The organism is Solibacillus sp. iso_87 (assembly GCF_056173085.1).
The window spans coordinates 437501-457833 of record NZ_CM149656.1 but is presented as its reverse complement, the minus strand read 5'-3'; the positions used below and the strand labels follow the sequence as shown (position 1 = coordinate 457833).

The following is a 20333-nucleotide window of genomic DNA, read 5'->3' as shown; positions in this document are numbered from 1 at the left end:
AGCAGTGCGAAAGGTGAAACCGTCAGCACGAACACTCGCCTCTCCTCCATTCCAATCAACTATCCCTTAACATCCCCTACAACGTTTCCATTACATAAGTAAGCAATTCTTGTAATCTTTTAAAATCCTTATCGAAACTCGGCTGGATTATGCTGATTTGAGCGATGTTGCGTTCCTTTAAATAAGCGCTGTCACCATGCAGCAAAAAGCCGTTTAATGCACATGTTGTTAAAATTTCAGCCAATTTCGGATGTTCCCATGTAGCAATCATCGGATAAGTTGCTGTTACTTTAAGCACCGAATTTTTAATTATGTCCATTCGCTTTTCCAATACTTCAAAGCGCTCCGGATACAACTTTAGTGCAGCTCTTACTGCTTCCACAAAATAATGCGGCAATGTGAACGGAATTTGCTTCTCAATATAATACGGCAAATTCAAATACAACGGCGCATCACTCGAAACCGGCCGTTCCTTACAAAAGATGAAAGCAAGTCCCGCAATCGTGCCGAGCGATTTCCCGCTAACTGCTGTTGCATAATGAAGCCCCTGTATCGAAAACGGTACAGAACCAAACGAACTAATACAGTCCGCACATAGCTTTATATCAAATTTTTCCGCCAGCTCTCCTAACTCGTCGAGCGGATTCATTGTACTGTTTGACGTTTCGCCATGGACAAATACAATGTAACGATAACTGTCTTTTTTTAAATATGCTTCAATTCGCTTAATATCAAATGGATTCCCCCATCCGAACTCGATTTTTTTAATATGTAGTCCCCACTGTTTCGCCTGGTTATAAAGACGATCACCGAATTCCCCGTTCACTAATACAAGTCCTGCTTCATGAGGAAATTCACTTTTCAGCTGGCCAAGCATCGCATCATTGGCAAGTGTCCCTGTACCGACAAGTGGTATGACGTAATTCGCCTTTGCTAGCTTACATAACTCACCTTTCATATCTTCAAGCTCTTGCTGAAATTTTACGGAGCGATGAGAAATCGTTGACGGAATGAGCGGCTTTTCCAATGCAACCGGTCCAGGGAAAAACACCATATTCTGTTCACGCAGACGCTCACGGAAAACCGCACTGTCCTGCCGTGTTAAAACCATCGGCAAATAACGTGCTTCCTCTGTTCCGACAGCTGAAGCAAATTGTCTGAACCCCATTTGCGTATACATTTTTTCTTCACGTACAGTACCCGAAATGACACATGCCGTATACCCCGCATCATAAAAGTAGCGGTAGATCGCTGTTGCAAGTTTCGTAAAAACACGTCCGTTCCGGTGATCCTTTTTCACCGCGAGCAGCCGGATTTCGCATAAATACGCACAAACTTCTGCATCCAAATAGTTTTCTACATCCCCGATTTTACGGTCGATTGAAAATGGTCGTGTATCGCGGAATGCGACCATACCGACCATTTCCGTATTTTTATAAACAATTACATATACATTTTCATTATGAAATTTATCGATGAGACGACGCGACGGATTGTGCTCATGCTGGGGGATTTCCTCCACAAATGTTTCATAGTTTAATGCTGCGATTGCATCGAATTCTTCATCTGTTGCTGCAATTTTACTCCAGTACATTCGGCTTCACCCTTTCTACAATGCTATGACGCTGTTTCCAAATAACGAGAACCAGTGCAATCGTTACGATAAATCCTGCTTCTATAGATATGCTCACAATTAGTCCGTACACGATAAATCCGCCTGTCATACTAAGTGTTGCACTTTTTGTTACGAGAAAGCTCAATAAAAAGCCAGCTAAAAATACTAATATCAGTAACGGAGAAAAAGCGACCATTGCTCCAATTACCGTTGCGACTCCTTTTCCGCCTTTTCCGCGATTCCAAAACGGGTACAAATGACCAAGCACTACAGCAATGACGGCAAACGCAATCGTCAGTTCAGGAAGCTCCAGCATACGCCCTGCTACTACTACGATCAGCCCTTTCAAACCATCCCCCACTGCCACTAGGATAAAAGCCCACTTACCTAATGTGCGTCCGGCATTTCGCGCCCCGAGATTGCCGCTATTTGTATGTTGCAGATCAATTCCTTTTATTTTCCCTATAACGACCGCAAAAAGGATTGTACCGAATAAATAACTTGGCAATATATAGAACATCCTGATCACCCTTTTGGATTTATTATTTTTATCGTAGCGTATTTGAGCAGAAGTTGCACCGATTGCTTTCCATAATTATCTAATACACAATAATTTCTTGCTTGACTTTATGGTTAGTTACTCATATAGTTAACCATATAACCAAAATTGAAAGGAGGAAAATAATGCGATTAACATTCGATGATACGAAACCCATTTTCCAACAGATCGCAGAAATGATTGAGGATGATATTGTAAATGGTGTTTTAAAAGATGGTGATCAAATTCCTTCAACAAATCAGCTCGTTGCACATTATAAAATAAATCCTGCCACGATTTTAAAAGGTTTTAATCAGCTGGTGGATTCAGGGATTGTCTATAAAAAACGTGGCGTTGGGATGTTTGTCGCGGATGGCGCATATGAAATGCTGCGAAACCGACGCATTTCTCAATTTCAGCAGCAATATATTGAACCGCTAATCGCTGAGGCAAAAAAACTTGGCATGACGAAAGAGGAAATTCAAAAAATGTTCGATTCATACGAAAGGTAGGGTTCAAATATGTACAATGTCATTCAATTTGAAGATGTCTCTCTTCAGTTAATAAATAAACAAATATTAAAAAATATTTCCCTTACATTAGAAACAAATAAAATATACGGGTTGCTCGGTCGAAATGGGGCCGGAAAAACTTCTTTGCTCTCACTACTTGCGAGCTTTGCACAAGCAACGTCCGGACGGGTAGCAATTGACGGTGTTTCTATTTTTGAAAATGAAGATTTGATGGAAAATATTATTTTCATCCGGGATATAAAGCTCGATGAGTCGGAAAAAGTATGGAAATACATTAAGCAAACAGCAGCATTTCGTCCGAATTTTGATGAAGCTTATGCAAAAGCGTTGATGCAACGGTTCCGCCTTCCTGAAGATGTATCTGTCTCCTCCCTATCGCGCGGGATGATGTCTGCAATGCATGTCGTCATTGGTTTAGCAAGTCGATGTGCGATTACGATTTTTGATGAAGCCTATTTAGGAATGGACGCACCTGCACGCGTAAAATTTTATGAAGAAGTATTAAATGATTATATGGAGCATCCGAGAACAATCATCTTATCGACGCATTTAATTTCGGAAATGGAGTCGATGTTTGAGGAAGTTATTATTATCGACCAGGGTGAAATCGTAATTCACGAAGATCTTGATACATTCACATCGCGAGGCGTTACGGTGACAGGGCCATTTGAAGAGGTCGATGCATTTACAATTGGGAAAACCGTTTTAAAAGAGCAAGTTCTAGGGAGCACGAAGCAGGCGATGGTTTATGGACAGCTTTCAGAAGAAGAAAAACAACGTGCGAATGGATTACAAATTGCACAGATTACCTTACAAGAGCTATTCATCCATTTGACGGAGGAGGAATCTTAATATGAGAACGAAAAAATCATTTGTCGTCGGCACTGCTATGTTTCAAGTAATTGGAGGCTGGACACTTTGGTTTATGGGGATTGTTTTAGCAATCTATATTGGGAGTGTTGTTTTTTCAAATTTCACAGGAAATAGCTTTGAAATGAGTGTCCCCACATTTATGGAGGAGGGTTCTGAAACTTCGATTGCCGACCTGCTCGGTGATTCCGCGCGCATCTTTTTCTTAGTATGCGGGATTTTATCAATGGGGCCATTTCTTCAATATTTCGTATCGATGGGCATTACACGAAAAGCTTATTTTAAAGGAAATGTCATGGGCGTTTTCCTGTTGGCGGTCTCATTTACAGTGTTAACGGCAATTTTATACGGGGTTGAACACTTCATATTTGGTAACTTCTCTAATAGCTTTGAACAAATGTCATTATACTTTGTGAAATTGGCTTTGGATATTGTCGTATTTTATTTAGTCGGCTGGTTTATCGCTGCAGGATTTCATCGAATGAACCTTTATAGGGGCGTGAGTTTTATTATAATTTCACTTCTTGTGATTTTCATTCACTCAGGGTTATGGGGTGAAGATCTACCATTAGCGATTTTTAGCATAATCAGCGTCGAAAACTACTCCACTGTTATTATAGTGTTGTTAAATGTCCTATTAATCGGTGCTTTAGTTTATACGATTCGTCAGTTAACGAAAAACATGACAGTTAAAGCATAAATTTATACCTGTAGTGAGGCATTTGAAAAAGTGTGCTTACTTCAGGTGTTTTTATATTCTTTGACGAGAGCGCGCTTCCCTCTTTTTTCCGGAAATCATTTATACTAACTATGATCTATTCAAAATTGTTAGGAGTCTATATGAAAAATTTCGGAGGTTATTTCAGCTTTATTTTTATCGGTTTATTATTTTTAGGGATTATCGGAGTCGCGATTTCCGTGGAAGTAGGCATTTTACTGCTTGTAGGAATTGAATTTGAAGGTTGGGGCAACTTAATTTGGTTCATCCTAATCTACGGAATCATAGAATTTGCGCTTGTCATGTTTTCCGATGTCCTGATTGAATTAAAAACAACGCAGTATCACCGGTTCCATAAATACTTTGCGCATTTACTCATCTCCTTCACACTTTTAATGACAATTTCCCTCTTGATGGAATCCATCTACTTGCCTATATATGGCGGAATTGTCTTTGCGATCGCAACGGCGACAATGTATTGGGTGTTTGATGCAGGTTCAAAAAAAGGAAAGATGGGAAGCTGATTTCCATTCGTTCTATGCTATAATTATTTCCATAACCGAATCAATTACGCCTCTGCGTAATTCCGTCCAGATTTTTTGAGTTTAATCAAAAATTTCCTTTAAAAATCTGTGACATCTGCCAGAGGCTTATCTTCATTCAGCGGGCTTTTAAGATACTCGCTGAATTAAACAAACAAGCGCTCAACATTCTCCTGAAAAGGTGAGGGTTGCTGAATAAGATAAAGGGAGGCACTCAACCATATGAGTCATTTAGAAAAATTAGATGCTTACTTTACAGAAAACCGTGAACGCCATTTAGCGGAGTTAAACGAATTTTTACGCATTCCTAGTATTTCCGCTTTATCTGAGCATAAGGCAGATATGCTGTCAGCGGCAAACTGGCTGGCAGACCACTTAAAATCATTAAACATCGAAAACGTATCAGTAGATGAAACAGCCGGTCATCCGGTCGTTTACGGTGATTGGCTTCATGCTGAAGACAAACCGACAATCCTCTTCTACGGTCATTATGATGTACAACCAGTGGACCCCCTAAACTTATGGGAAACACCTCCTTTCGAACCGGCCATCCGTGACAATAAACTGTTTGCACGTGGTTCTTCGGATGATAAAGGACAAGTGTTCATGCATTTAAAAATGATCGAAGCTTTATTTGCGACAGAAGGTACATTACCGGTTAACGTGAAATTCATTTATGAAGGTGAAGAGGAAATCGGCAGTCCATCTCTTCCGAAATATACAGAAGACAATAAAGAAAAATTAGCGGCAGACTTGATCGTCATTTCCGATACAGGGCTTTATGCGAAAGGAAAACCGGCAGTATGCTACGGCTTACGCGGATTAACAGGTGTGCAAATTGATGTGCGCGGTGCGAAAGGTGACCTGCACTCTGGCCTTTATGGCGGCGGTGTTCAAAACGCAATCCATGCACTTGCAGAAATTTTAGCATCTTTCCGTGACGAACACGGAACAATTCAAGTGGAAGGCTTCTATGATTCAGTGCGTCCCCTATCTGAAGAAGAGCGTCAAGCTTACCGCGATCTAAACTTTAATGAAGAAGCATTAAAAGAAGAAGTCGGTGTAAAAGAATTATTCGGTGAAGCTGGCTATTCTTACTTAGAACAAACATGGGCACGCCCAACATTGGAAGTGAACGGCGTATTCGGCGGCTTCTCTGGTGAAGGCATTAAAACAGTATTACCTGCTGAAGCGGGTGCAAAAATCACATGTCGCTTAGTACCGGATCAAGACCCTGAGGAAATTGTCGCTTTACTGAAAGCACATATTGAAAAGCATAAACCAACAGGTGTCGAAGTAACAATTTCTGAATTTGATAAAGGAAAACCTTATTTAACACCGTTTGACCACCCGGCAATTCAGGCAGCAGGCCGTTCATATGAAAAAGTGTATGAAGTACCTACAGCTTATACACGAGGTGGCGGGTCAATCCCAATCGTAGCAGCATTCGATGAAATTTTAGACTTGCCTGTTGTGCTAATGGGCTTCGGTCTTTCAAGCGAAAACTTCCATGCTCCGAACGAACATTTCCATCTGGAAAACTTCGACCAAGGGCTACGCGTACTTGGCGATTACATGCATGAAGTAGCAACAATTAAATTTTAAGAACAAAAGTGCTAAAGCGCCCATCCAACTCCGAGTGACCTAATATTGCGAGGAGTTGGCGCTTTAGCCTAGATCTTAAAAAAAGACTCCATTGCCCACTACAGCATTGGAGTCTTTTTTAATCCGTACGAGATCATATAAAAATAGGGGGGTCTATATGTTGTCGAAGTCATGTACGAGATTTATGAGTAACATAGCATATCAATGAGTGAACAAGTTTGCCTACCATGCAACCCGCTCCACTTGATAAACCAATAATAACATGTCCCCTTCCATCAAAAAATACGAGGGTTCTCATTGTCATATTATGCTCACAATTTCTGTTCACAAATTCTCAACAAGCGGATATAAAATGATAATATTTTGATATTCTTCAGTTGATTTTTGATGAAATTTTATAATTTAAAAGAGAAATCCATTACATCTAAGCAATTTTTACTAAATAAGGGAACAAGCCTATGCATGCTCTCAGTCTCTATAAACAAAAAACCCATCCATTTTCTCTATAAGAAAATGGATGAGTTTTAGATTATACAGCCTTAAAGCACATTTAAAATCATACCAACTGTTGCATAAATAAAGACTGTCCCAAATACAGCCATCATATGGAAAAGCGAATAGCCGAACATAATATTTGCCCATTTTTTCTCACCTTGTTTTTTGGATGCTGCAATACTCATGCAGAGCCAAATGACACCAAGGACAAGAGAGACGATTGTTAAGCCTAAACTAAGCGGTAAAAATAAAAAGCTCGATAAACTTAGCAGCACGAGATAAATATTCGACTGAATATATGTGCGTTGCTCCCCTTTTGCTACAGGTAGCATCGGGATATTAGCCGCGGCGTAATCTTCTTTTTTACGAATAGCAATGGCATAAAAGTGCGGCATTTGCCAAATAACCATAATTAGAAACAGTGCCCATGCGGCCGGATGCCAAAGATCCGGAGCGACGGCTGCCCACCCAATCAGTGGTGGCATTGCACCTGATATACTGCCAACTTCTGTATTCCAGATTGTACGGCGTTTTGTCCACATTGTGTAAGGGACAACATAGAAAAATACACCTAAAAACCCTAACAAAGCAGCTAACGGTGATGCGAAATAAAGCGCCGTACATCCTAGTATTAATAAAATCGTCGCAACGATTAGCACTAACTTTGCAGATAGTTCTCCAGTAACGGTTGGACGTGATTTTGTACGGGGCATAATTTGATCGATATCCCGGTCATATACGTTGTTATATGCACCTGCAGCAGCTATGACGGCCGCAGAACCAATAATTGCATAAATAATAGCGGGAATATGTTCAATAAAATTTAATTCATACGTATACAGGGCGAGCATTAATGCCGCGATCATCGGAATTAAGTTTGATTTAATAATGCCGGTCTTCACAGCTTGCGCCCACAACTGACGATTCGATTGCGTTTGCATGTTCTTAATCCTACTTCCTCAATTAATCACTTTCTCTAGTATACCCTATAAGGGACACAAAGGGTTAGCATCCAGGCTTTTTTTCTCATCTTTGCACTTAAAATGTCGTGATAATGCTGTCACAATTAATCGATTGGATACTCGGCAGACACTTAACGCAACGGAATTATATTTATCGTTGTACAGGTGCTCTCCGATCCCGGTAAACCCATTTAATAATAGGCAGTATACATAAGAAAATAAACAGTAAACGAAATAGCTGGAATACCGTTACAACGGAAATATCCGCCTTTACCGCTGCGGCCAGCAGACCCATTTGATCGAGTCCTCCAGGTGCTGTACTTAAAAAGCTTGTCGCAAAACTTAAATCTAAGAACCGTGCGATGAGTAAACTTGTGCCGTATGTGAGAATGATCATTGCAACAGTACTCGTCACCCCGCCGATTAGAACTTTCAATGGCAGACGTAATGTTTCCGGCTTTAATAACAATCCGATGTAGGCACCGATTAAAATTTGTGCAATATGAAGAACATCACTCGGCATTGTCGGCGCTTCAATTCCAAAGAACTTTAATCCGATGACAATAATGATTGGTGTTAAAAAGTGCGCGACGGGCAGCTTTAATTTTCTGCCAAGCGGAACAGCAACAGCAGCGAGCAAAATGACAAGGACTACTTGCCAAACGTCCCATGTTAACGGAATACTCGCACCTCCAACAACGTGACCAGAAACTAAAAACGGAATGAGCAGCACTACCTCCAACACACGCACAATATGAAAATACGTGACCGCTGTTAAATGGACATCCCCTTCTTCTTCTGCAAACAATACAAGCTGAGATAATCCCCCCGGCACATTGGCAGCGACGGCCGTTTTAAATGTAAGCCCCGTTGATCTGGCAATAATCCATGCAATCCCTAAACAAAACGCAAATAATAGAACATTCACGATGACCATAAAGAACAGCAATGATTTGAAATCTGAAAAAAGCGCGAAATCAAATTGCTGTCCAATCGCGACACCGACGATTACAAGTCCAGTATTACGTAAAACTGCTGGCCATCTCAGCCGGTCTTTTATGAAAAATTGTGCAATTAATACCGAAAAAATAGGACCGATTAGCCATGGTATCGGCAGTGAAAGCGCGGAGAATAGAAGTGCCCCAATTAGTGCAATTACGAATACAAGAAGCATAACTCCTCCCCTTTTCTTTTAATGAATACGTTCATTTTAACTTAAATTATTTCGGAATGCGAATAACTAAAAAAATCTTAAAGGAGGCACTAAACAGTGGAAACTAGAAAATATGTAATAATAAATTTATTTTGAACTACTTAAATTGTTCTGAAAAAAAGATTACAAAAATTTTTTATAATTATTTATGTATTTTTATGCAAATACATTCGGCTGTTACTTTTGTTATATAATAATCATTCATTATAATACTATAAGGATTAATCCACTATTTTTTATTACATCCCACCGCTACCATTTCTGTATCAGTACATAAATATTGCCTCTAAAATGATATTTACATGCAATTTCACTTTACAAATATAACAACACAAGTAAGTATGTAAGCATTTTCATTTGCGATTTTTCATACATGAGTGCATAATAGGTTCATAAAGTTGTTGCAACTTTAATAACATAATAGAGGTGTTAATAGATGATCTATGCAAACCCTAATACTGCTGGTGCAGTAATCAACTTTAAAGAAAAATATGATAACTTTATCGGTGGCGAATGGATTGCTCCTGTTAAAGGGCAATACCTAGATGTAAAATCACCTGTAACTGGTAAAGTATTTACTACAGTTGCTCGTTCAACTGAGGAAGATATTGAATTAGCTTTAGACGCAGCACATGCAGCTAAAGGTGCCTGGGCACAAACTTCTGTTGCATACCGCGCGAATATTTTAAATAAAATTGCAGACCGCATTGAAGAAAATCTAGAAAAAATCGCTGTTGCTGAAACTTGGGACAACGGTAAAGCAGTACGTGAAACATTAAACGCTGATATTCCATTAGCAATCGATCACTTCCGTTACTTCGCTGGAGCAATCCGTGCACAAGAAGGCGGTATTTCTCAAATCGATAACGATACAGTAGCATACCACTTCCATGAGCCAATCGGGGTTGTAGGTCAAATTATTCCTTGGAACTTCCCATTACTTATGGCTACTTGGAAAATCGCACCTGCATTAGCAGCTGGTAACGTAATCGTAATGAAGCCTGCTGAACAAACACCAGCTTCAATCATGGTATTAATCGAATTAATCCAAGATTTACTGCCAAAAGGTGTATTCAACGTTGTAAACGGTTTAGGTATTGAAGTAGGTAAACCACTTGCTACAAACCCACGTATCCAAAAAGTAGCATTCACTGGTTCTACTGGTGTTGGCCGTTTAATTATGCAATATGCGACAGAGAACATTATCCCTGTAACATTAGAGCTAGGTGGTAAATCACCGAACATCTTCTTCCCAGACGTAATGGATCAAGACGATGAGTATTTAGATAAAGCAATCGAAGGTTTAGTAATGTTCGCATTAAACTCAGGCGAAATTTGTACTTGTCCTTCACGTGCATTAATTCACGAATCTATTTATGACAAATTCATGGAACGTGTATTAGAGCGCGTAAAAGCAATCAAAATCGGTAACCCGTTAGATACAGAAGTTATGATGGGTGCTCAAGCTTCAAATGAGCAATTACAAAAAATCTTATCTTACATCGAAATCGGTAAAGAAGAAGGCGCTGAGCTACTTATCGGCGGCTACCAAAATCAATTAGATGCTGACCAAGAAGGCGGCTACTATGTGGCACCAACAGTATTCAAAGGTAACAACAAAATGCGTATCTTCCAAGAAGAGATCTTTGGTCCAGTTCTTTCTGTAACAACATTCTCTACTTTTGAAGAAGCAATGGAAATCGCAAACGATACAGAATTCGGTCTAGGTGCTGGTGTATGGTCTCGTAACATGGATACAGCTTACCGCGCTGTTCGTGGTATCCAAGCTGGTCGTGTTTGGACAAACACTTACCACCAATACCCTGCTCACGCAGCATTCGGTGGATTCAAAAAATCAGGTATCGGTCGCGAAAACCACTTAATGATGTTAGAGCACTACCAACAAACAAAATGTATGTTAGTAAGCTACAACAAAAACGCTCAAGGTTTCTTCTAAGCCGAAGCGATATGAGGGATGTGCTAATCTAGCACATCCCTTTTAATATTTTAAGTGAAGTTGCTGTGGGCTTTATGGAAGAAAACAGAGCGGCGCGGAGTGGAGGGGCTGACTTCTAGGGGATCAGCGTACGCGGAAAATCCACTAAATGCTTGCCGGCGTATTGACAAGCATTTAGTTAGTTGGAGCCACGCCCCCAGAAAAGCATGCCCCGCAACGCAGCAGAGCGGAACAGCTTCAACAAGCTACCTGCAGTGAGTGGAATTCTCAAATTTCCACAGCATTATCCACAAAAAGGAGGTCATTTTATATGGAAAAGCTAATCGCAACTGAAAAAGCGGTTGAGGTAATTGAGCTAATGAAGGCGAAGCATGGAAACTTAGTTTTTGAACAGTCTTCGGGATGCTGTGATGGTACGGTGCCGATGTGTTTCCAAGCGGACGGCCACTATATTAGCAGCCAGCTTGTCCTCATTGGGGAGATTGCGGGTGTCCCGTATTATATTGATAAACATCAGGCGGAGTACTTAAAGCATATGCAAGTTGTTGTTGAGGTAATGGAAGGTCGCGGTGCTTCATTTTCTTTGGAGAGCGCTGAAGGCTTTGCTTTTTTGATGAAGTCAAAGGTAATGAAATAATTGCAAAACGCCATTCAGCGGCTTGTATAAGCTTCTGAATGGCGCTTTTTTATTATGATAAAACTGGGGGATAAATTGGGATAGACAATGTTGCCAATGCCACACTTAATAATAATAGCGATAATTTAACGTTTTTCTTCATATTCTTCGTCTCCTTTATAATTAAATGAATTGGATTGCTTTTTCAAACTTCTTTTCTTGCCGGTAGTACTCGCCCAATAAATAAGAAAACTGCTGGTGCATTTCTTTAAATTCTTCACTGTTTGCCGTGAACGGAATTAACCTCCCCTCCAAAAATTCCATCGCTTTCTTTTCTTGTCCACCTAGCAAATATAAATAAAAAGAAGCAAATAAATTAAAACTTAATTTTCTCTTACTTTTTGCTTCTTCCTTTAAAATAGTAAAAGTTTTCATACTTTCTTCCTTTTGATCAAGACGAAATTGCGTCATGCCCAAGTTATATAAACAAAATAAATAGTTATCGCTGTTATTTTCCATTAACGAAGCACTTTTCTCAAAGTAAACGAGGGCACTTTCATATTCGCCTCTCATTTGATATAAATCTCCAAGATTATGGTATATAGCAGGCAGTAATTGCTGTTGCTGCATCAATTCAACATTTCTCAATAGATGACCATAAATTTCGATTGCTTCATGGAACACTTTCCCCTGAGCGTAATAAAGAGCGAGCGACATCGATGTATAAATAATCCGCTTAAAATTAAACTGATCCTTATAAAAATGCAGTGCTTTTCTCCCGTAAATGATTGCCTGGCTTGGTTCATCGAGCCGTCCTTTTATTAACGAAAAGTGATAGTAAAACTCCCCTTCCAGTGATCCGAGTTCTGAATTTGTCTGAAGTATAGTAGTTAGTTCTACAGCTGCTTCCGCGTATTTTCCTCTTGTTAATAAAACTAATGCATAGTAGTAAGAATGTAAATATCTCTCGTGTTGGGAAAAATTTTGACGGTGGGCATTTAGCCACTTCAGCTGTTGTTCCGCCAGTTTATATTCGTTAATAAAAACGTAGTATCGTAATTTATAAAGTTCATATAAATAGATAGATTCCGTAAAACCAATAATTTCTTCATAGTCTTTTAATCGGTCCATTGTCTCATTAGCTTTCTCATTTTCTAGATAATTGATCTGTTTTTGTAAGTCTTTCAATAACTTTATGATATGGTGTTCGCTATTTTCAACGTCATGGCTATTAATATTCAGACGTTCCAGCAGTAGACGAATTGTCTCGCAGTTTGCTTCTTTATTGTTATTTTCTATTTTACTTAAATGTGGAATTGAGCAAATTCCCGCTGCTACCTCATTTTGAGTCATTCCCAGCTTTGTACGATAGTACTTTATTAAAGAACCTATTTTCATTCAAATACCACACCCCTTTAAAAGTTAGTTAGTTTATCTAGTATACTTAATATTTTCCCAATAATCAAAAAACTGTTATTGTGATAAATTCAATATGTAATCCAAATATATTTTGAAAAGGGGTCAGGAAAAATGAAAAAAGTGAAGAGTACGTTATTTAGTCTTTTGATTGCAGGGTCATTAATGAGTCCGGCACATGCGGCAACTCTGGGTAGTGAAGACAATTCGGCAAACAATGTCGGACAAGAAAAGTTCCGTGTGTACATTGAAGCAAACAACCAGTCTGCAAAACAATCAGCAAAAGCCCAATATTCAGCTCGTTGGGAATTAACTGAGAACGGATTTTCAACAGAAATGAATGAAAAGCAATTCCAGGCATTACAAAAGAATAAAAATTTCACAGTCACAAAAGTTCCTGTCGTTTCTTTAGATCCGATCAACTTGGAATTGGGAGAGGATTATTCAGTAGAAGATAGAACGCCGGATGCATCAGCTTACGCACGAGCTTTCCAGCAAGTACCATGGGGAATTAAAGCGATTTATAATAATAGTTCGTTAACATCTACATCTGGAGGGAGCGGCGTAAATATCGCTGTACTAGATACGGGAGTAAATACTTCCCACCCTGACCTATCGAACAATGTGGAGCAATGTAAAGACTTTACGACTGCAACATCTGTTGTAAACAATAGCTGTACTGACAGAAACGGCCACGGTACGCATGTTGCCGGTTCAGCATTGGCTGATGGCGGAAGCGACAGAGGTGGCGTTTACGGTGTTGCTCCAGATGCAGATCTTTGGGCATACAAAGTATTGACAGACAGCGGTTCTGGTTACTCGGATGATATTGCTGCAGCAATCCGTCATGCCGCTGACCAAGCAACATCTACTCGTACGAAAACTATTATTAACATGTCATTAGGTTCTTCAGCGAACAACAGCCTAATTTCAAGTGCAGTCAACTATGCATACAGCAAAGGCGTACTTGTTGTTGCGGCTGCTGGTAACTCAGGCTATGCACAAGGAACAATCGGCTATCCGGGTGCATTACCGAACGCCATTGCAGTAGCAGCATTGGAAAATATACAGCAAAATGGGACATACCGTGTAGCTGACTATTCTTCACGTGGTTATGCTTCAACTGATGGCGATTATGTCATTCAACAAGGTGATATCGAAATCTCAGCTCCTGGTTCAGCCATTTATTCTACATGGTATAACGGCGGCTACAACACAATTAGCGGGACATCAATGGCTACACCTCACGTATCAGGTTTAGCAGCAAAAATCTGGGCTCAAAATCCATCTTGGTCTCACACGCAACTGCGCTCGAACTTACAAACACGCGCAAAAGCTGTAGATATTAAAGGCGGTTACGGTGCCGCTACAGGCGATGACTACGCTTCAGGATTCGGATTTGCCCGCGTTCAGTAATTTTAAAATCCAATAAAAACGAAACACCGGCCGTGGCTGCTGGTGTTTCGTTTTTTCATTTAATTTTTTCTACACGGTAGCGCAGTAATGTTTTTAATCGATCACCGGTTACTTTACGCGGATCCGATAAATAGATTTCGCGGTGCTCCAATGTTTTAATGCGCAAGTCATTGTTTTCAATAAACTCCTTCATAACCGAGAACGTCTCACTCTCTGTAACAAACGGACCGATATGCAGCATTTGAACCGACAAACCATCCGTCATCTTGTCAAAGTAAACTTCGGACAACAGTTCATTTCGCTTTTTGTTCCGCGCCACTTCCATCGCTTTATTGAACATTGCTTCATCCACAAATTCCGGCTGGCGGATCATAATCGTATACACAAGGTCATCTAGGTGGAGCTCATCGGAATCATAATTCTTTTTATCCCACAGCCCTTCAAGCGGGTAGACCGTGTACTCAAAATAGTCATCCGGCGCAAACCCGTTTTTAAGACTCATGCGTAACGTATACGCCAAACTGTATAGCGCTTCTACACGTTCTTTAAAGTCTTTTCCATTCGGATTGCCCTCGCCTTTAATACAGATGTACTTCTGTAGGGGTACGTCCACTAATGCCGGTTTTGCTTTTGTGCCATACAGCTCTTTTTCGTGCTTTTTATATTCATGCTTCATTTCATCCACCCCTTTACCTTAAAGATACACGCTTTATGAGGTTGACCGCAATGTTCTAATATGTTCGGAAAAGTTCTAAAATAATTTTATGTTCTAATAAAGTTGCGATTTTCTAATATAACCGGGATTTGTTCTAATTAGCAGTCGTTTTGTAACATCCTCTACTGATCAGCTAATATCCGCCGGACTTCTTCTAATATCGGTTCTAATTGTTCTAATAAAAATCCGATCGTATTTCATTTCAACGTATTCAGCCGAAAACGGGACTTCAATACAGCTGGAGTCGATGAAACTCCTAATATCCCCCAAGTTCCTTCTAATATCGCCACCAATTTTTCTAATAACCCACACCTTTGTTCTAGTAAAACCTCCCAACAAAAAACAGCTTAAGTAAAAATCACTTAAGCTGCGTCACGTATATTATAATTCACAAGCCCAGCCATCTTTATCGCCGTCTCTTGCTGTTGCATAAGCGGGATGCAATGAGCTGACACCTGACGGATAATAAACTCGCATTTCTGTACAGTTTTTAAATGCAGTCGGTGCTCCTGGAATAACATACGTCCCGGAATTCACATCACCTTTTGGTTTTTCAGGTGTTGTATTTGGCACGATAAACTCTTTCGCACTAATCGAGTAGGATTGACCGTTTGTTGTCACAACAATTGTTCCATCCTGTGCAGTTGCGTAAGCTTTCGTACCAACCGTTTTAATGTTTGTAAGTACTTCTTTATGCGGATGGCCATAGCTGTTGCCCTCTTCATAACTTAAAATAACCGCTTTCGGATTTACCTTTTGTAAAAATCCAAGCGAACTACTTGAACTTGAACCGTGATGCCCCGCTTTTAAAATTGTTGCGGTAACATCATATTTCTTCGCAATTTGCTCCTCGATTCCTGCATCCGCATCACCCATCAACAAGAAGGACATATTTTGATACGTCAGCTTTAATACGATGGAAGCATCATTCGTATCACTTGCTTGTGCATTGACAGCTAATACTTGAGTTTTTACATTCGAATCTAATGAAATCAAGTCCCCCGCTTTCGGCTCTTTATAAGGAATTCTTTTATCGACTACCATCTGCAGTAAGTTTTCATACGTTGCCGTTGTATGGACTTTTCCGCTGTTAATAAATTCGCCAACCGAAAAGCTTTCCAGTACTGATGCTAATCCACCGATATGATCGGCATCCGGATGTGTCGCTACTACGTAATCAAGCTTCTTCACATTTTTAGATTTTAAATAAGCAACAACCGCGCTGCCGTATTCTTTTGTCCCTGCATCAATAAGCATTGTTTTCCCATTTGGTGCTTGAACGAAAATCGAATCCCCTTGTCCAACATCTAAAAAGTGTACGTTCAATTTAGAAGATGATGACCCTAAGCTCTCCTGATATTTCACCGCACGTGCTAAAAATGCGGAAATATGAGCACGAGTTAAATTATTTGCAGGCTTGAATGTACCGTCTTCATAACCAGTTGTAATTTTTGCTGCAGCTAATTGGCTCACTGCTTCATATGCCGTATGACCTTTTTTTACATCTTTAAATGTTTTCGTGCCATTCGGTAAATCAAATGCGCGTGCAATAAATGCAGCCATATGACCGCGTGTCACTTTCGTCGTCGGCTTAAACGTGCCATCCGTATAGCCGTTAATGATACCGGCTTCTACAGCTGATTGGATATATCCGCTGTTTTTATGAGACTTCGGAACATCTTTAAATTTTGTCGCTCGCTGTGTCCCATCAAGACCAACAGCTTTTGCAACCATGACAGCCACTTCTTCGCGCGTCACAATATCTTTCACACCGTACGTCTTTTTGTCGGCACTAATAATCCCTTTATTCAATAAATAAGCTATATCCTGATAGTTACTATGCTTTGGCGGTACATCAGTAAACACTTGTTCCGCACTTGTCGGTGTAGCATGCAACATCGTGGATACAGTTAGAAGAAACACTAATAATAGACTAAATGCTTTTTTCATTTTCTAACCTCCCTTATTTATTATAGATTTATTAATAAAGAAAGGAAGTTATTTTTGAATAGTATATTAATATCTTTTTGGTAGTAATGGATTGATCATCCTTTTCATGATCAATCAAAATTATAAGATGGGATTTGGCTTTTTCTAAACACCTGTATATTGATAATTAAAATATCCTAGTCGAGGATTTATATTAGAATTTTAAATTCCTTTACAAACAAAAAAAGCATGTAGCCTCTGCTACATGCTTAGAAATGACCCGTACGGGATTCGAACCCGTGTTACCGCCGTGAAAGGGCGGTGTCTTAACCACTTGACCAACGGGCCATGGCTCCGAAGGCAGGACTCGAACCTGCGACCTGCCGGTTAACAGCCGGATGCTCTACCAACTGAGCTACTTCGGAACAGTTGTATATGGTGGGCCTAAATGGACTCGAACCATCGACCTCACGCTTATCAGGCGTGCGCTCTAACCAGCTGAGCTATAGGCCCTATTTAAAAACTGGAGCGGGTGATCGGAATCGAACCGACAACATCAGCTTGGAAGGCTGAGGTTTTACCACTAAACTACACCCGCATATGGTGGGTTTGGACGGAATCGAACCGCCGACACTTAGAGCTTCAATCTAATGCTCTACCAACTGAGCTACAAACCCATAAATGGCGGTCCCGACCGGGATCGAACCGGCGATCTCCTGCGTGACAGGCAGGCATGTTAACCGCTACACCACGGGACCATTTGGTTGCGGGGGCAGGACTTGAACCTGCGACCTTCGGGTTATGAGCCCGACGAGCTACCACTGCTCCACCCCGCGATAATATTATGTATGAACTTGTTTCAGTACCCAGTTTGTAAAAATGGAGGAGGTAGAGGGATTCGAACCCCCGCGCGGTGTTACCCGCCTGTCGGTTTTCAAGACCGATCCCTTCAGCCAGACTTGGGTATACCTCCAAAAGTATAAAATGGCTACCGAGGGAGTCGAACCCACGACCTTTCGGGTATGAACCGAATGCTCTAGCCAGCTGAGCTAGGTAGCCATGATGATAAGTTTATCTCTACTTGATAAGCGTATAAGCTTTATCCAGTTGAGTTATATGGCGCGCCCGGCAGGAGTCGAACCCACAACCTTCTGATCCGTAGTCAGACGCTCTATCCAATTGAGCTACGGGCGCATATTGTTTATTTAAAAGATGGTGCCGAGGGCCGGAATCGAACCGGCACGGTGATCACTCACCGCAGGATTTTAAGTCCTGTGCGTCTGCCAGTTCCGCCACCCCGGCATTTTTTGGAGCGGAAGACGAGGTTCGAACTCGCGACCCCCACCTTGGCAAGGTGGTGTTCTACCACTGAACTACTTCCGCAAAATGCATTAGAGAATTTTTATTCTGACAGTATATCTAATGACTATAAAACTGGTGAGCCATGAAGGACTCGAACCTTCGACCCTCTGATTAAAAGTCAGATGCTCTACCAACTGAGCTAATGGCTCTTGATTAAAATGGTGGAGGATGACGGGTTCGAACCGCCGACCCCCTGCTTGTAAGGCAGGTGCTCTCCCAGCTGAGCTAATCCTCCCAAAAAAAATAAGCGAAGCGACGTCCTACTCTCGCAGGGGGAAGCCCCCAACTACCATCGGCGCTAAAGAGCTTAACTTCCGTGTTCGGTATGGGAACGGGTGTGACCTCTTTGCCATCATCACTTCACTTAATTATTTAGTTAAAAGAAATTTCATTCTTTCAAAACTGGATAAACGTTTCATTGAATTGGTGCAATAAAATGTGGTTAAGTCCTCGACCGATTAGTATTCGTCAGCTGCATGCGTCACCGCACTTCCACCTCGAACCTATCTACCTGATCGTCTTTCAGGGGTCTTACTTACTTGCGTAATGGGAAATCTCATCTTGAGGGGGGCTTCATGCTTAGATGCTTTCAGCACTTATCCCGTCCATACATAGCTACCCAGCGATGCCTTTGGCAAGACAACTGGTACACCAGCGGTATGTCCATCCCGGTCCTCTCGTACTAAGGACAGCTCCTCTCAAATTTCCTACGCCCACGACGGATAGGGACCGAACTGTCTCACGACGTTCTGAACCCAGCTCGCGTACCGCTTTAATGGGCGAACAGCCCAACCCTTGGGACCGACTACAGCCCCAGGATGCGATGAGCCGACATCGAGGTGCCAAACCTCCCCGTCGATGTGGACTCTTGGGGGAGATAAGCCTGTTATCCCCGGGGTAGCTTTTATCCGTTGAGCGATGGCCCTTCCATGCGGAACCACCGGATCACTAAGCCCGTCTTTCGACCCTGCTCGACTTGTAGGTCTCGCAGTCAAGCTCCCTTATGCCTTTACACTCTACGAATGATTTCCAACCATTCTGAGGGAACCTTTGGGCGCCTCCGTTACCTTTTAGGAGGCGACCGCCCCAGTCAAACTGTCCGCCTGACACTGTCTCCTACCCCGCTAAGGGGCATGGGTTAGAAGTTCAATACAACCAGGGTAGTATCCCACCGACGCCTCCTTCGAAGCTGGCGCTCCGAGATCTCTGGCTCCTACCTATCCTGTACAAGTTGTACCAAAATTCAATATCAGGCTACAGTAAAGCTCCACGGGGTCTTTCCGTCCTGTCGCGGGTAACCTGCATCTTCACAGGTACTATAATTTCACCGAGTCTCTCGTTGAGACAGTGCCCAGATCGTTACGCCTTTCGTGCGGGTCGGAACTTACCCGACAAGGAATTTCGCTACCTTAGGACCGTTATAGTTACGGCCGCCGTTTACTGGGGCTTCAATTCACAGCTTCGCTTGCGCTAACCGCTCCTCTTAACCTTCCAGCACCGGGCAGGCGTCAGCCCCTATACGTCACCTTACGGTTTTGCAGAGACCTGTGTTTTTGCTAAACAGTCGCCTGGGCCTATTCACTGCGGCTTCTCTAGGCTATGCACCCAAAGAAGCACCCCTTCTCCCGAAGTTACGGGGTCATTTTGCCGAGTTCCTTAACGAGAGTTCTCTCGCACACCTTAGGATTCTCTCCTCGACTACCTGTGTCGGTTTGCGGTACGGGCACCTCTCACCTCGATAGAGGCTTTTCTTGGCAGTGTGAAATCAGGAACTTCGCTCATACGAGCTCGTCATCACAGCTCAACGTTAAAGTATGCGGATTTTCCTACA

Annotated in this window: 15 protein-coding genes, 14 tRNA genes and 2 rRNA genes (1 of these 31 cut by a window edge); 8 read left to right on the top strand and 23 right to left on the bottom strand. The window is 41.5% G+C overall.

Annotation, left to right across the window (positions count from 1 at the left end; translation table 11 throughout):
• Window positions 1–76 precede the first annotated feature (76 nt).
• Window positions 77–1594, bottom strand: coding sequence for an aminotransferase class V-fold PLP-dependent enzyme (locus AC0VXV_RS02320; protein WP_475530170.1), 1518 nt, complete (start codon window positions 1592–1594; stop codon window positions 77–79).
• On the bottom strand, window positions 1581–2135 hold the full coding sequence (locus AC0VXV_RS02315; protein ID WP_475530169.1) for a glycerol-3-phosphate acyltransferase: 555 nt from the start codon (window positions 2133–2135) through the stop codon (window positions 1581–1583). The genes AC0VXV_RS02320 and AC0VXV_RS02315 overlap by 14 nt, the downstream gene beginning before the upstream one ends.
• Window positions 2136–2299: 164 nt before the next feature.
• Between AC0VXV_RS02315 and AC0VXV_RS02310 the strand changes: the two genes are divergently transcribed.
• From AC0VXV_RS02310 to AC0VXV_RS02290, 5 genes are all read left to right on the top strand, one after another.
• Window positions 2300–2665 carry a GntR family transcriptional regulator gene (locus AC0VXV_RS02310; protein ID WP_475530168.1) on the top strand — a complete coding sequence of 122 codons (366 nt, stop codon included), beginning with the start codon at window positions 2300–2302 and terminating at the stop codon, window positions 2663–2665.
• A 9-nt stretch (window positions 2666–2674) separates the two neighbouring features.
• Window positions 2675–3538 carry an ATP-binding cassette domain-containing protein gene (locus tag AC0VXV_RS02305; RefSeq protein ID WP_475530167.1) on the top strand — a complete coding sequence of 288 codons (864 nt, stop codon included), beginning with the start codon at window positions 2675–2677 and terminating at the stop codon, window positions 3536–3538.
• Window position 3539: 1 nt separating this feature from the next.
• Window positions 3540–4256, top strand: a complete 717-nt coding sequence (locus tag AC0VXV_RS02300; RefSeq protein ID WP_475530166.1) for a hypothetical protein — start codon at window positions 3540–3542, stop codon at window positions 4254–4256.
• A gap of 140 nt (window positions 4257–4396) precedes the next feature.
• Window positions 4397–4798 (top strand): YrvL family regulatory protein, encoded by a 402-nt coding sequence (locus AC0VXV_RS02295; protein ID WP_475530165.1) that lies wholly within the window; start codon window positions 4397–4399, stop codon window positions 4796–4798.
• A gap of 240 nt (window positions 4799–5038) precedes the next feature.
• Complete coding sequence (locus AC0VXV_RS02290) at window positions 5039–6421, top strand: dipeptidase (protein ID WP_475530164.1); 1383 nt, start codon at window positions 5039–5041, stop codon at window positions 6419–6421.
• Window positions 6422–6960: 539 nt separating this feature from the next.
• Here AC0VXV_RS02290 and cyoE read toward each other — a convergent pair.
• Window positions 6961–7857 (bottom strand): heme o synthase, encoded by an 897-nt coding sequence (gene cyoE, locus AC0VXV_RS02285; protein WP_475530163.1) that lies wholly within the window; start codon window positions 7855–7857, stop codon window positions 6961–6963.
• A 172-nt stretch (window positions 7858–8029) separates the two neighbouring features.
• Window positions 8030–9052, bottom strand: a complete 1023-nt coding sequence (locus tag AC0VXV_RS02280) for an AbrB family transcriptional regulator (RefSeq protein ID WP_475530162.1) — start codon at window positions 9050–9052, stop codon at window positions 8030–8032.
• A 475-nt stretch (window positions 9053–9527) separates the two neighbouring features.
• Here AC0VXV_RS02280 and exaC point away from each other — a divergent pair, with 475 nt between their 5' ends.
• Complete coding sequence (gene exaC / locus AC0VXV_RS02275; protein WP_475530161.1) at window positions 9528–11048, top strand: acetaldehyde dehydrogenase ExaC; 1521 nt, start codon at window positions 9528–9530, stop codon at window positions 11046–11048.
• 310 nt (window positions 11049–11358) lie between these two features.
• Window positions 11359–11685 (top strand): DUF779 domain-containing protein, encoded by a 327-nt coding sequence (locus AC0VXV_RS02270; protein ID WP_475530160.1) that lies wholly within the window; start codon window positions 11359–11361, stop codon window positions 11683–11685.
• A 162-nt stretch (window positions 11686–11847) separates the two neighbouring features.
• Here the strand turns inward: AC0VXV_RS02270 and AC0VXV_RS02265 are convergent, their stop codons facing one another.
• Window positions 11848–13062, bottom strand: coding sequence for a helix-turn-helix domain-containing protein (locus AC0VXV_RS02265; RefSeq protein ID WP_475530159.1), 1215 nt, complete (start codon window positions 13060–13062; stop codon window positions 11848–11850).
• Between the two features lie 132 nt (window positions 13063–13194).
• Here AC0VXV_RS02265 and AC0VXV_RS02260 point away from each other — a divergent pair, with 132 nt between their 5' ends.
• The gene (locus AC0VXV_RS02260; protein WP_475530158.1) at window positions 13195–14496 is read left to right on the top strand and encodes a S8 family peptidase; all 1302 of its coding nucleotides are present in this window, start codon (window positions 13195–13197) and stop codon (window positions 14494–14496) included.
• A gap of 55 nt (window positions 14497–14551) precedes the next feature.
• Here the strand turns inward: AC0VXV_RS02260 and AC0VXV_RS02255 are convergent, their stop codons facing one another.
• The 18 genes from AC0VXV_RS02255 to AC0VXV_RS02170 form a co-directional block, all read right to left on the bottom strand.
• On the bottom strand, window positions 14552–15172 hold the full coding sequence (locus tag AC0VXV_RS02255) for a GyrI-like domain-containing protein (RefSeq protein WP_475530157.1): 621 nt from the start codon (window positions 15170–15172) through the stop codon (window positions 14552–14554).
• Between the two features lie 420 nt (window positions 15173–15592).
• Window positions 15593–17161 (bottom strand): S-layer homology domain-containing protein, encoded by a 1569-nt coding sequence (locus tag AC0VXV_RS02250; RefSeq protein ID WP_475530156.1) that lies wholly within the window; start codon window positions 17159–17161, stop codon window positions 15593–15595.
• 255 nt (window positions 17162–17416) lie between these two features.
• Window positions 17417–17488: transfer RNA gene (locus AC0VXV_RS02245), tRNA-Glu, on the bottom strand.
• 1 nt (window position 17489) lies between these two features.
• Window positions 17490–17565, bottom strand: a tRNA-Asn gene (locus AC0VXV_RS02240).
• Window positions 17566–17576: 11 nt separating this feature from the next.
• Window positions 17577–17653, bottom strand: a tRNA-Ile gene (locus AC0VXV_RS02235).
• Window positions 17654–17664: 11 nt separating this feature from the next.
• Window positions 17665–17738: transfer RNA gene (locus AC0VXV_RS02230), tRNA-Gly, on the bottom strand.
• Between the two features lie 3 nt (window positions 17739–17741).
• Window positions 17742–17817: transfer RNA gene (locus AC0VXV_RS02225), tRNA-Phe, on the bottom strand.
• A 5-nt stretch (window positions 17818–17822) separates the two neighbouring features.
• Window positions 17823–17898, bottom strand: a tRNA-Asp gene (locus AC0VXV_RS02220).
• A gap of 3 nt (window positions 17899–17901) precedes the next feature.
• Window positions 17902–17976 (bottom strand) — tRNA-Met (locus AC0VXV_RS02215).
• Between the two features lie 44 nt (window positions 17977–18020).
• Window positions 18021–18113: transfer RNA gene (locus AC0VXV_RS02210), tRNA-Ser, on the bottom strand.
• A 12-nt stretch (window positions 18114–18125) separates the two neighbouring features.
• Window positions 18126–18199, bottom strand: a tRNA-Met gene (locus AC0VXV_RS02205).
• Between the two features lie 58 nt (window positions 18200–18257).
• Window positions 18258–18334 (bottom strand) — tRNA-Arg (locus tag AC0VXV_RS02200).
• 19 nt (window positions 18335–18353) lie between these two features.
• Window positions 18354–18442, bottom strand: a tRNA-Leu gene (locus AC0VXV_RS02195).
• A 6-nt stretch (window positions 18443–18448) separates the two neighbouring features.
• A tRNA-Gly gene (locus tag AC0VXV_RS02190) sits at window positions 18449–18523 on the bottom strand.
• Window positions 18524–18575: 52 nt separating this feature from the next.
• Window positions 18576–18651 (bottom strand) — tRNA-Lys (locus AC0VXV_RS02185).
• 10 nt (window positions 18652–18661) lie between these two features.
• A tRNA-Val gene (locus AC0VXV_RS02180) sits at window positions 18662–18737 on the bottom strand.
• Window positions 18738–18749: 12 nt separating this feature from the next.
• Window positions 18750–18865, bottom strand: a 5S ribosomal RNA gene (gene rrf, locus AC0VXV_RS02175).
• Window positions 18866–18940: 75 nt separating this feature from the next.
• A 23S ribosomal RNA gene (locus AC0VXV_RS02170) occupies window positions 18941–20333 on the bottom strand (it continues 1536 nt past the right edge of the window).